This window comes from Mesocryomonas lacus, from assembly GCF_055730105.2.
The window spans coordinates 1-11,965 of the sequence record NZ_JBUZWF020000014.1 but is presented as its reverse complement, the minus strand read 5'-3'; the positions used below and the strand labels follow the sequence as shown (position 1 = coordinate 11,965).

12 protein-coding genes and 1 pseudogene are annotated in these 11,965 nt (G+C 59.4%); 6 read left to right on the top strand and 7 right to left on the bottom strand.

The features are described from left to right. A pseudogene (locus ACZLZQ_RS24165) lies at window positions 1-1,051 on the top strand (cytochrome P450); the annotation flags it as partial. 135 nt (window positions 1,052-1,186) lie between these two features. On the opposite strand, the gene ACZLZQ_RS24160 reads toward ACZLZQ_RS24165, so the two are convergent. The 3 genes from ACZLZQ_RS24160 to ACZLZQ_RS24150 form a co-directional block, all read right to left on the bottom strand. Beyond that, window positions 1,187-1,681 (bottom strand): YciE/YciF ferroxidase family protein, encoded by a 495-nt coding sequence (locus tag ACZLZQ_RS24160; protein WP_472951860.1) that lies wholly within the window; start codon window positions 1,679-1,681, stop codon window positions 1,187-1,189. Window positions 1,682-2,269: 588 nt separating this feature from the next. Beyond that, a complete protein-coding gene (locus ACZLZQ_RS24155; RefSeq protein WP_472951858.1) occupies window positions 2,270-2,470 on the bottom strand; it encodes a hypothetical protein in 201 nt (66 codons plus the stop codon). Window positions 2,471-2,666: 196 nt separating this feature from the next. Continuing rightward, window positions 2,667-3,125: a hypothetical protein gene (locus ACZLZQ_RS24150; protein ID WP_472951857.1), complete on the bottom strand. Its 459-nt coding sequence runs from the start codon at window positions 3,123-3,125 to the stop codon at window positions 2,667-2,669. A gap of 995 nt (window positions 3,126-4,120) precedes the next feature. Here ACZLZQ_RS24150 and ACZLZQ_RS24145 point away from each other — a divergent pair. The 4 genes from ACZLZQ_RS24145 to ACZLZQ_RS24130 all read left to right on the top strand — a co-directional run bounded on the left by ACZLZQ_RS24145 (window position 4,121) and on the right by ACZLZQ_RS24130 (window position 7,095). Further along, window positions 4,121-5,029 (top strand): PhnA-like protein, encoded by a 909-nt coding sequence (locus ACZLZQ_RS24145; protein ID WP_472951855.1) that lies wholly within the window; start codon window positions 4,121-4,123, stop codon window positions 5,027-5,029. A gap of 3 nt (window positions 5,030-5,032) precedes the next feature. Further along, a complete protein-coding gene (locus ACZLZQ_RS24140) occupies window positions 5,033-5,452 on the top strand; it encodes a YsnF/AvaK domain-containing protein (protein WP_472951853.1) in 420 nt (139 codons plus the stop codon). Beyond that, a complete protein-coding gene (locus ACZLZQ_RS24135) occupies window positions 5,449-6,381 on the top strand; it encodes a YsnF/AvaK domain-containing protein (protein ID WP_472951851.1) in 933 nt (310 codons plus the stop codon). Before ACZLZQ_RS24140 ends, ACZLZQ_RS24135 begins: the two co-directional genes overlap by 4 nt. A gap of 63 nt (window positions 6,382-6,444) precedes the next feature. Then, window positions 6,445-7,095, top strand: a complete 651-nt coding sequence (locus tag ACZLZQ_RS24130) for a YidB family protein (protein ID WP_472951848.1) — start codon at window positions 6,445-6,447, stop codon at window positions 7,093-7,095. A gap of 499 nt (window positions 7,096-7,594) precedes the next feature. Here ACZLZQ_RS24130 and ACZLZQ_RS24125 read toward each other — a convergent pair whose 3' ends face one another. Together ACZLZQ_RS24125 and ACZLZQ_RS24120 are read right to left on the bottom strand one after the other, a co-directional pair. After that, window positions 7,595-8,218 carry a DUF4142 domain-containing protein gene (locus ACZLZQ_RS24125; protein WP_472951845.1) on the bottom strand — a complete coding sequence of 208 codons (624 nt, stop codon included), beginning with the start codon at window positions 8,216-8,218 and terminating at the stop codon, window positions 7,595-7,597. A 155-nt stretch (window positions 8,219-8,373) separates the two neighbouring features. After that, the gene (locus ACZLZQ_RS24120; protein WP_472951843.1) at window positions 8,374-8,550 is read right to left on the bottom strand and encodes a DUF2934 domain-containing protein; all 177 of its coding nucleotides are present in this window, start codon (window positions 8,548-8,550) and stop codon (window positions 8,374-8,376) included. A gap of 88 nt (window positions 8,551-8,638) precedes the next feature. Here ACZLZQ_RS24120 and ACZLZQ_RS24115 point away from each other — a divergent pair, with 88 nt between their 5' ends. Further along, entirely contained in the window at window positions 8,639-8,833 is a 195-nt protein-coding gene (locus ACZLZQ_RS24115; protein ID WP_472951840.1) for a hypothetical protein, read from the top strand. A gap of 199 nt (window positions 8,834-9,032) precedes the next feature. Here the strand turns inward: ACZLZQ_RS24115 and ACZLZQ_RS24110 are convergent, their stop codons facing one another. Continuing rightward, the gene (locus tag ACZLZQ_RS24110; protein ID WP_472951838.1) at window positions 9,033-10,136 is read right to left on the bottom strand and encodes an NADH:flavin oxidoreductase/NADH oxidase; all 1,104 of its coding nucleotides are present in this window, start codon (window positions 10,134-10,136) and stop codon (window positions 9,033-9,035) included. Window positions 10,137-10,366: 230 nt separating this feature from the next. Next, window positions 10,367-11,887, bottom strand: a complete 1,521-nt coding sequence (locus ACZLZQ_RS24105; RefSeq protein WP_472951836.1) for an MFS transporter — start codon at window positions 11,885-11,887, stop codon at window positions 10,367-10,369. Between the last annotated feature and the right edge of the window lie 78 nt (window positions 11,888-11,965).

The following is an 11,965-nucleotide window of genomic DNA, read 5'->3' as shown; positions in this document are numbered from 1 at the left end:
CGCGCAGGCATTCCGGCACGACAAGCTGCTGGCGCTCCAGCCGGCCATGATCGCGGCGGCCGAGGAGACCGGACGGCGCTGGCGGTCCCAGGGTTCGGCAACCGTCGACATCGGGCATGAGATGATGCGCACGACCTTCGACATCATCGTGGAGACCATGATGTCGGGCGGCGCAGGCATCGACGTGGCAAAGGTCGAGCAGGGCATCACCGACTACCTGAGGCCGAGCGGATGGACGTTCGCCCTCGGCATCCTTGGCGCACCGGACTGGATCCCATACCCTGGGCAGCGAAAGGCAGGAGAAGCGGTCAGGTTCCTGCGGTCCAGCTTGCATACGGTGATCACCGAACGTCGCCGGAGCGGTGGCCAGAGGCAGGACCTCGTTGCCATGCTGCTTGCGGCCGCGGATCCGGAGACGGGCCGGACCATGACCGACCAGGAGATCGTCGACAACCTGATGACATTCATCACGGCTGGATACGAGACCACGGCGCTAGGCCTCGCATGGACCTTCCATTTACTGGCGCTCCATCCGGCTATCGAAGCTAAGGTCCTCGCTGAGATCAGCGCCATAACGTAAGGCCAGCCTATCGGCTCGGACCACATCGCGAAGCTATCCTACACCCGCCAGGTGTTTTCGGAGGCCATGCGGCTCTATCCGCCTGCCCCCATCATCACCCGGACGGCGATCAGAGACTTCGTTCTTGGCGAGCATGCTATCGCCAAGGGGACGGTCGTCTACGTCCCGATCCATGCGGTGCACCACCACAGCGCCCTGTGGGACAACCCGGAAGCATTCGAACCCGATCGATTTGCCCCGGAGGCCTGCAAGGCTCGACATCGGTACGCCTACATGCCGTTCGGCGCCGGGCCACGCGTCTGCATCGGCAACGCCTTCGCCGTAATGGAAGCCGTAGCCATGCTGGCCGTGCTTCTTCCGGCATTCGAGGTGGCAGCGGCATCAATCACACCTCCGAAGCCGATCATGAGGGTCACGTTGCGTCCAAAGCAGAGCCTCCTGATGACGGTCGAGGAACGGCGCATTCCCTGATTAGGCAGGTGATACGCCCCTGTCATTTAGATATCGTGGGCTTGGTACACTTCCAGCGCGGACGTATTCATTGGATATTGCCAATGACAACGGTCCGGAGGCGCCCCGGCAATACCGCGACGCCTCCTTTCTGCTTTAGCCTTCTTCCGCGTCCTGATTGATCGAGGACTCAGCAAGATCCGACAAAATTTCGTCGGTGTTTTCTTCCTCGATCAACGTTTCCTTGATGAGCTCGGAAGCTTCTTCCAGACCCAGCTGGTTCGCCCAGGCATACAGCGTTCCGTAGCGCGTGATCTCATAATGCTCGACCGCCTGCGCGGCAGCGATGATCCCCGCGTCGAGGGCTTCGGACCCGGCGAACTCTCCGATCACCTCCTGGCCTTCCGCGATGATGCCGAGGATGGCCTTGCACTCGACGCCTTCCGCCTTGGCGCCGACGATCCCGAATACGTCTTCGAGACGTTTGATCTGGTTCTTTGTCTCCTCGAGGTGGACGCCAAGCGCCACTTTCAGATCTTCCGAGGATGCTGCGTCCATCAGCGTCGGCAGCGCTTTCAAGATCGCATTCTCGGCGAAGTAGGTGTCCTTGAGCTGGTGAAGGAAAAGGTCATTCAAGGTCTGACTGCTCATATCGTCTCCAGAAGGTTCGGAGGCGCGATCGCCGCGCCTGTTGTGGCCACATAGAACCTTGCCTAGACGTCACCGTTCCAAAGCGGCGCCGGATTGAGGAGGGAAGCAAGATGTACCCTGTCCAGATGCTCCTACCGACGGAAGACAACGGTTCCGCGCTCCTACAGGGGAATTTTCTGATCTCCATATTAACCCACGGACCGCTTCGGCTGCGTGACGAATTCTAGTCTGCCCCCGAAGACTAGACGTCGATCGCCGTACTTTACCGCACGCAAACGGGCTACTCAGCCAAGTCGCTTGAAAAAAGTTAGTTAGCCAGACACATTGATGGTTACCCAATTATTAGGGCGGCAGACATGGCTCTAGATGCGACGAGATTGGAGCCGGTCCTTATCGAGACTGATAGCGGACAGTGGAGTGTGATCGACTCGAGCACGAAGTTGCCCATACAGGTGCGCCAGAAGGTTTTAGAAGGAATGTCGCTTTCTGAGGCGAACAATGCGTTGTCATTGCTCAGATTGATCATAGGGCTTGTCGTAGGTCCTTTTACCGCAGATGCCCGGCGCGGTCGTCAAACCAACCGAAGATCTACAGGTGCACTCGGAACGGTGACATCGGCTGAGTAGCCTTTACCTGTTCGATGAGATTGAGCGGATATCCGAACGTTTCCGCGATTTCGTTCACCTCCGCGCCGATTTCGATCATAGCCTCGATGATGCCGTGATCCGTTTCCGACAGGGTCGGCAACACTCGCATCGCTGCGCCAATTTTCGCGAGGAACGCCACCATAGTCTCTCCTGCGAGCGGTTACCTTGGGGGAGAGACGCACTGAGCAGATTGAATTTGCCTAACCATCGAGGATCAAAGAACTTAGCCTGCTACCATCAGCGCCTCACCAAGCGCCGATAGTGGGGATAGCGGTGAAAAGGACAGCGTATCGGGTCACTCCATTCGAGGATGACGCGTGGCCCCAAACCTGGTGCAGCTATCCAGAAGGGCCATCAAGGCTATTGGTGATCGGGCCGAGCAACCGATCATAGTCCTTCCTGAGTTTCACAGGATACCGGATCGAGACGGAATGGATCAGGCCGCCACGGAAGATATAACGTTCGTAGAATATCCTGCCGTCCTTCAAATACCCCGAGACCACCAGCCATTCCTTGCCGCCCTTATGGTAGGTGACGTCATCCCGGGACGCTCTCCAGCGATACATGGATGTAGGGGTCTCGCGCCTCTCATTCTCCCGCCCGTAGATGACGATCTGCGCGCCCGATCGTGACTCCCAGACCGCACCCTCCGGTGTCGCAGGGATCTCCTCAGGGAAAGCCTCCAAAGGAAAGCGAGCAGTCGTGCCGTAGGTGTCATTTTTGTAGCGAAAATCACTGGCAACGACTGGCGAGGAAGCTAGAAAGATGGCCACAAATGCGGCTGCTGCAGATTTCATTCTATCTATCCTCCATTCGCTTCCTGAATGCGATCCGGCATGAATAGGTTCGGTACTGTCACTGAACTTTTGAGGTTCGCTGCTTCCTGAATGCCATGTGAACGCGCCCTTTGGTCACCATTCACCAAAACGACTGCAAGGTAGCGGCATCACCCCCCGATGCAGGGAATCACATGATCAACGAAGCTAGAACTGCCGGCTGGAAAGCGCAGATAGACGGAGTCGCCCGGTGCGACAATCCACACGAAGTTGGGTCGGATGAGTTCCGAGACTGGCAGGAAGGTCATGACCAGGCGGGTGCTGAGTCTACGGCGCCGTTGGAAAAGCGAACCCCTGCCGACCTCAGGCCAATGTAGCCTGCTGAAAGGATCCCCCCATAGCCGCTTCGATCGCTTTTGGGCTATACGGCTTACGAAGAACAAGGTGCGGTCAGGCAACGTCACTTCGTCCCCCGGATGGTTGCATGAGGTGACGATGATATGGATCGGCGGCCAGCGGTCCCTCACGGCCGCGGCAAGCAGCATTCCCTCCCTGATGTAGCGTGGAATGCAATGACGTTATCCTTGGCAATTTCCCTATCCTCGTTGTCTAGCGTTGCAACCGCACTTCGACCTTTGTCGCCCACTGCAGGTGGATGCTGGCAGCTGCAGGAGCAATGATCCTGCGACCGAACTGTCTGGTTGGGCATTCGAGAGGAAGTGCGCCGACGGCCGCCCGCCGCACATCGAGCCACACGGTTTTCGAACGGGAACCCGACGACGGCAGAAAACTATCTGCATGTCAGGATTAAAAAAGTCAGGGAAGCCACCGACAATCTCGGAGCTTTAGGGCTTGGAGTACACGTGCCTTCTGCTCGGAAGAGCCCTAATCCTTATCACAAGTTAATTATTCGATTATTATTCAAATAAAGTTCCCGCATCCGTGAACGATATGCCCTTATTCGGCTTGTTTCAGCATCGACGCACAACGGGTACGTCCGATCTGGAGTAAATAATATGACTACAACCATCCGCCCCGGCGACGCAGAATATGCGGAAACCGCCGGAACGGCGATAGACGACGCCCGTACGATCATGCTGAACAAGGTTTCGTGGGGGGCTATCTTCGCCGGCGTCGTCGTCGGCCTGATCACCCAAGTGCTGCTAACCATGCTCGGCGTCGGTATTGGAATTGCAACCTTAGATCCAATGACGTCCGACAACCCAACTGCCTCGTCCTTCAGCATGGGCGCCGGTATTTGGTATGTCCTCTCGGGCATCGTGGCGGCTTATGTCGGCGGTTATATTGCCTCTCGGATGTCGGGCAAGACCGTTGCCACGACCGGTGCACTACATGGCCTCACGACCTGGGCATTCACCACTTTGCTGGTGTTGTACATGCTTTCGACGGCAGTCGGGGGCATTGTGGGTGGGGCTTTTTCCGGCGTGACTTCAGCAATTGGCGGTCTCGGTCAAACAGCTGCCACTGCGGCAGCTCCTGCATTGGCGCAGGCTAATCCGCTAGAAGCTCTTGAGCAGCAGGTTCGCTCGACCGGCACCGATCCAGAGTCGCTGAACAATGCCGCTATTTCCGCAATGCAGGCGGTAGTCATGGGTGACGAAGCCCAAAAGGCTGATGCCCGCGAAAAAGCGGCAACGGCCATCGCATCTGCCAAGAGCGTGCCGATTGAAGAAGCGCGCACGCAGGTCGAGCAATACGAGACGCAGTACAATCAGGCTGTTGAGCAGGCGAAGGCCGTAGCCCTCTCTGCAGCGGATACGGCGGCGTCGGTTATCTCGACGGGCGCGATCCTTGCCTTCGTAGCGCTCGTACTTGGCGCCATCGCCGGCTGGCTCGGCGGTCGGTCGGGCGTCGTGCATCCGGTATATGCCGACCGGGTAATTCCTTCGCGTCGGATCGTCTGATCGATGTCACGGGAGGAAGACCGGTCTGATGCGATTCCTCTCGTCGAGGAGACGGTGCGCATCCAGAAAGAGGAGGTGGTCACAGGCCACGTCCGGGTACGTATAGTCACCGAAGCGGCTGCTCACGTGGTCGCCCAAGACCTCGATGCAGAAAGCGTCGAGGTAACTCGGGTAGCCATAGACCGCGAGGTCGCAGAGGCACCCGCGGTCCGCCAGGAAGGCGACGTGACGATCGTCTCGCTCGTCGAGGAAATCATCGTCGTCACCAAACGTCTCGTCGTCACCGAAGAAGTCCATATCAGTAGCATCAAGTCCACCGAGCGTGTCGAGACCTCGGTCAACTTGCGGAAGCAGCACGCCGTCGTCGAACGAACTGACGGGCGTGACTCACCAGCCATTCCATCAACAGGAGAAAACCAATGACGCAGACCATCACCGCATATTTCGACACCCGAACCGAAGCTCAGGCCGCGATCGGCAAGCTCGCTCTTATCGGTATCTCGGGTTCCGAGGTCCGGATCGCCGACTCCACAACGACGACCTCACGCGGCACGACCGCCGACGAGGACAAGGGCTTCTTCGAGGCCATCGGCGACTTCTTCATGGGCGACGACGAAGACGACCGCCACACCTATGCCGAAGGCGTGCGCCGCGGCGGAACGGTATTGACCGTCAACGCTCCGGACGGCCGCTTTGAAGAGATTGCGGACGTGCTCGAGGGCGAAGGCGCAGCTGACATCGACGAGCGTGCAGCAACCTGGCGCTCGGAAGGCTGGGAAGGCACCTCCGCCTCCGGCAGCCGCGCCTACTCCGGCGGTTCGATCGACCCAGTGGGCGACAGCACTGTTGCCACCAAGGGCATCGGCTCCTCGACGGGCACCTCGTATGCCGCCGCATCGGGCGCCGCTGGCTACTCCGAGCGCGACACCCTCGGTACCGACCTCTCGAAGGACCGCGATGGCACCATCGAGGTGGTGCAGGAGAACCTCCGCGTCGGCAAGCGCGACGTCAGCCATGGCCGAGTCAAGGTCCGTTCGTACGTTGTCGAAGAGAATGTCTCCGAGGACGTCACCCTTCGTAGCGAGAACGTCGAGATCTCCCGTCGCGCCGTCGACCGTCCGGTCGGGGCAGTCGATGCCTTCGCCGAGCGCACGATCGAGCTTGAGGAGACCGCGCAGGAAGCCGTAATTTCGAAGGAGGCCCGTGTCGTCGAAGAGATCGATCTCAAGCGCGAGGTTCGTGATCGCACCGAGACGGTGTCGGACACGGTGCGCCACACCGAGGTGGACATCGCCGACGAGCGCGTCGGCGAGACGCTGACGGACGCCGAGCGGGTACGCCGCGGACTCTAACAGCAGACAGGCGGGCCGGCGGGGATCTCCCCTCCGGCCCTTTTTCTATTTGGGGAGGTATCGATGGGCATTCTTGAAGACGTGATCGGCAGCGTGCTGGGCGGCCAGCAGCGTGGTGGCATGCAGGGCGGAGGCGAGCAGAGCGGACTTCCGGGCGGGCTCGGCGGGATGCTCGGCGGCGGATCGCAGGGCGGCATGTCGCCGATCATGATGGCGCTGATGGCTCTGCTGTCGCAGCAAATGTCCGGTCGCGGCGGTGGCGGAGGGTTTGGTGGGGGCGGCCTTGGCGACATCCTCGGCGGTCTGACCGGGCAGTCGGGTGGCATGGGCCAAATCGGTGGCTCTGGTCAGATTCAGGAGCCGGACCGTGAAGAACGTTCGGTAGGCTACCAGCGGCCTTCCGAAGGCGAGCTTGGGAACCGCGGTGAGTTCGACGGGGGACATACTGGACCCGGCGGTCTTCTCGAGCGCCTCGACCAGGCCGGGCATGGGCAGAAGGCAGCCTCGTGGGTTGGTCATGGCGAAAATGAACCTATTGAACCACAGGAGCTACAGCACGCTCTTGGCGATGATACAGTTGATCAACTTGTCGCGCAGACAGGTTTGCCGAAGGGTGATCTCCTATCGCAGTTATCCGCTGTCCTGCCTGACGTCATCGACAAGCTGTCGCCGAACGGGCGCTTGCCTGATCATTCAAAAGGGCAGGACTGGTAGTTTCTGATCTGCGACGCAGATTACATATTGGTTTCTATAAGGATACTTAATTGCAGAATCCCGAAATGTAGGGAACACGATAAGATTGCATACTATTATTGAATTTTCTGGAGCGGTTGGCGTGCCCGATCATCCGAATGGATCATTATGAACGACCACTTTGCCCAAAATTGGCGTCGCAGTGGCACGCCTAGCGTTGGATGTGCTAGTGCAGTTCTTCACTACACAGCCTTCGCCAACGAAGCGAAAGCCTTGCGCACGCTTGTCGACATAAAAGTCGATCCTTCCGCGGATCCCTGCAAGCTACAGTCATGCTTGATCGGCGATAGTCGATCACCAGCCTGAGGCATATCTGGTTCGTTCCGTCGTCTCGCTGTAGCAGGTGCCTATCCAGGCGGCGCTATCCTGTTAGGGCAGCGCCGCCTATTCGTTCGTGGATTCTCGCCACATACGAGTGGGGCTGCTCTTGCGAATAGCCCCATCTATTTCCTCGGTCTATTTATTTTACTGGAGCTGCGGGTGAAGTTCCCGTGCCAGTCCCCTGACCGCCGGTTGTAGCGGAGTCGTTACCCATTGTCCCGGTGCTCGTGTCGGCCTCGTTGCTCGGCATCTTGCTGTTTGTCGAACTCGAGAGAGCCTTATCGGCCGGGCCAGTGAGCATGCGAACGTGCTCAAGGTGCATCTTGATCACCGGAGCTGTGGTATCCGCATAGCTTTTGAGGTTGGCGTCCGTGCCAGCTGAGCCGTAGCCCTGATGAAGCGAAAGTGCTTCCTCGTGAGCATCAATTTGCTGCTTGAGGTACACTGGCACCTTGCTGCTGGCGCCACTCAGTTCGGTGACCATTGCCTGATGCTTTGCATCAAGTTCCATCGGAACGGTCAGACCCGAGCCTTTAGCAGCTTTAGTAAGATTAGCGGCAGCCTTCGTGTGATCGGCGATCATCTGCTTTGCGAATGCCTGGATCTCTGGCGTCGCAGCAGGATCGGACATCACAATCTCACTAGATTGAATTTCGTACATTCCGCCGTTCGCCGCCTTGTCAACGAACTCTTGCGGGGCGGTCTGCGCCATTGCCGAACTCGCCATCAGAGTCAGGCCAGCAGCGATTAGAAAATGTCTCATTTTGGTCTCCCGGTTCGAACCGCCAAGCGGCTGCGGGAGAGGAAGGATCAGCGTTCTGCTGCAGTTCCTAATTTCAATGCAGTCCTGGCTACGCAACTAACACAACGCCGGCATCTTGAAACAGAGGACGGCAATAACTGATGCCAAGCCTGTCTCTAGCGGACACTCGCTGAGCGACTACCATCCGAAGTACGGTGCCGCGTTTCATGCTCGCCTTCGATTTCTTGTGATGCCTGCGCCCAGAATTCATGTTCGCGGCCATTAGGGCGACCGGCCTGCTCCCATAGGAGGTAGGCTCTGTCGCGAACTTTCGGCGTCTTATCAATTGTCATAGCGCCCACTCATTTTGCTGCACCGCACGGGAGCTTTTTTTATGCTCCTGTAGTTGCGAATGAATTAGCGCATCAGGGACGAGCCGCAATGAGCACAGTTAGCTGGAAAGACCTAGCCTTTACCGAGACCGCAGGCCCCGCCAGCTTCGGAGATTTGATCCTGACAATCAAGGATGAGCACCTCGCCCGATGGAAAGAGGACCCTGACGGCCGTTACGCCGTTTTACCGGCGCCAGAAAATGTTTCGCCAGTCGATCTGGGCAAGTTCTACCCAAGCCTTTGACAACAGCCTCAGACGTCGCCCTCTCCGCTTAATCCAGTTTTAAGTTCGTTCGGGCCCATCAAGAGGACTAGGAAATTAGTCGCAGTCGTTTTCCGGAAGAGCAGATCATCGGCATCCTGGGGTACCAAGAGGCAGGTGTGCCGGTCGCAGAATTTTCAGGAATAGACCTGATTGAATGGGCCTTACCTTCCTGTCAGCGTCAGGTGTCGAAGAGCTCTTTGAAGCGACGGGGCTGAGAGCGAAGATATTGTGGGGCCGCTTTCACTCGTGCTCCGAGATGTGCCGCCGCGTGCCAAGGCCAGCGAGGATCGAACAGGATCGTACGTGCGAGGCCAATCATGTCGGCATCGCCGGTACCAATGATCGCTTCCGCCTGTTCGTAATCCGTTATCAAGCCGACGGCGACGACCGGGAGATCACAGGCCTGCTTAACCGCCCGCGCAAGCGGTACCTGATAGTTCGGCCCGATCGGAATTTGTTGACGAGCATCAAGCCCGCCGCTGGAGACGTGGATGGCCGAACAACCGCGTGCCTCCAGCGCTTTCGCGAACTCAACGGTGGAGGCGACATCCCATCCACCCTCGACCCAATCCGTGCCGGAGACACGCATGGTCACAGGGCGCTCCGCCGGAAATGCGGCACGGACGGCGTCGTAGATTTCCAATGGAAAGCGCATGCGGTTTTCGAGTGAGCCGCCATAAGCGTCGTCACGCCGGTTGGAAAGCGGTGACAGGAACTGGTGGAGCAGATAGCCGTGCGCGCCGTGGATCTGGATGGCGTCGATACCGAGCCTAGCGGATCTGCGGGCGCTTTCGGTAAAGGCATCGCGTAGGCGTTGAAGGCCGGCCACGTCGAGCGCATTCGGAGCGACGTCGTTCGCGCCGAAGGCAAGCGCAGAAGCGCTTTCCGTCTGCCAGCCGTTTGCCAGACCGGGCGGGATCTGCGCGCCTCCCAGGCACGGCTTCTCCGTGGAGGCTTTCCGGCCGGCATGGGCGAGTTGAATAGCGATCGGCATTTCGGACCAGCGGCGGACGCTTGCGATGACGCGCCGCAAAGCCGCTTCGGTCTCGTCGTTCCAGAGACCGACATCGCCATAGGTTATCCGACCTTCTGGCGTCACGGCAGTGGCCTCGATGGTGAGAAGCCCCGCCCCGGATTGCGCGAGATTGCCGAGATGCATCAGGTGCCATTCAGTCATGCAGCCGTCTTCGGCCGAATATTGGCACATCGGCGCGATGACGATACGATTGGAGAGAGTAAGACCACCGATGGCCAGCGGTTGGAAAAGAGCGGCGCTACTCATCGATCATACCTTCGATTGGGCCAGTTGCCATGGCAGTTAGAGCGCACGGCCAAAAAGACACCTCGGCTGCCAATTGGGAATTGAGCTTCATCGGCCGGGCTGCGAGAAGGGACGTTCTTAGAGGGCTCGGTCGCTTTTACCTGCATGACAGATATCACAAGCCCCTTGAGATGCATCCCGGGGAATAGTGCTGTCTACCTATCGTTGCGGGAATACGATTCCCGGCAACGCTATGGACGGCCGCCAGACGTGGGAGCATCCGCCGTCATCAGGAGGACGCTCGCGGCAGACGCCAATGCCAGCGCGGCTCCACATAGCGCGGCCGTGTGGAAAGCGGTCAGATATGTATCCGCGGACTCCAGCCGGACGAAGACGGAACCGAGGGAAGCCGTTGCGAGGAGGCCGCCGACTCTTGCAACGGCACTGTTCAGGCCGCTGGCCGCACCGACGTGATCGCGGCCGACCGCTTCGATCACTGCGGTCGTCAGCGGCGCGACGCACAGCATCATGCCTACCGATACGATGAACATCGCCGGGAATATGACAGTAAAATAGTCGAGGTCCGAGCCCGCAACTCTCATGAAAGCCGCCAGTCCGACGGCGACGATCCCGCTTCCCGCGCCGAGTAGGGCTCGTGTTCCGAACCTCGTGGAAAGCCGGCCGACGAACGGCGAGCCGATGCCTATAGCGACCGGCAACGGCAGCATGGCCGCACCGGCCGATACAGCAGAGTATTCGCCCACTTTTATCAGGAAGTATGGAAGCAGTACGACAAGACCGCCCAGCGCTGCATAGAGGAACAGGGTCAGAAGAGACAGGCCGATGAACGGCCGGGTGGAGAACAGCGCGACCGGCATCAGCGCGTCCTTGCCCTTCCTGATCTCGACCACCGTGAAACCGGACAGCAGGACCAAGCCGGCGGCAGCGGTTGCAGCAACGGCCGGCAGCGGCGGTGCGGGTTCCGACGCCCAGGTCAGCGCCAAGGTAATTGCCAGCAACGCAAACGTTGCCAGGAGGCCTCCTGTCCAGTCCAGTGCCTGCTTTCTTTCGCCCGAGCTTTCTTCGACGAACCGGAGCGACAGAACGGCGGCGGCGAAGGCAAGCGGCACGTTGATGAAGAAGATCGTTCGCCATCCCGCGGTGTCGACGAGCCATCCCCCGAGCAGTGGGCCCAGCGCCGAGAGTAGAGCGCCGACGGCAGCCCAGCTGCCGATGGCCCTTCCTCTTGCCGCACCCTCGAAGCCGGAGCCCAGCAAAGCCAAACTGTTCGGCAACAACAACGCGGCGCCGACGCCCTGGGCACAGCGCCCAAGCAGGAACCATTCGAGCGAAGGCGCAATACCGCAGACGATCGAGGCGACGGTGAAGGCGGAGAGGCCGATCAGGAACATGCGCCGCCGACCGTACTGGTCTCCGAGGGCTCCGCCTAGCAGCGTGAGGGCTCCGAGCGGCAGAAGGTAGGCACTGATGGTCCAGGCCAATCCGGCGCCGTCAGCATCGAGACCGGTCTTGAGGGCAGGCAGCGCGACGTTGACAACGGACCCGTCGATGAACGCGACGCTCGACCCGAGGATCGTGGCGGCCAGCGTCGCACGGGGATGCGTGGTTGCGAGCACTTGGCCTGCATCCTGGCTATTCATCAACGGTGACTTCGGCTCGATTTCAGGCCGAGGTGGACGATCCATCATCGGGGCGTTTTCAACGGCTTCCCCAAGCGAATCGACGTATGTGCGACACTTTCCAGTCTGCATGGGTCCTTCATTAGACCGATTCTTAATTGCTGAGCTCTAGCGTCGTTTGCGGAGGACAGCATGCGCATCGTCAGCAAG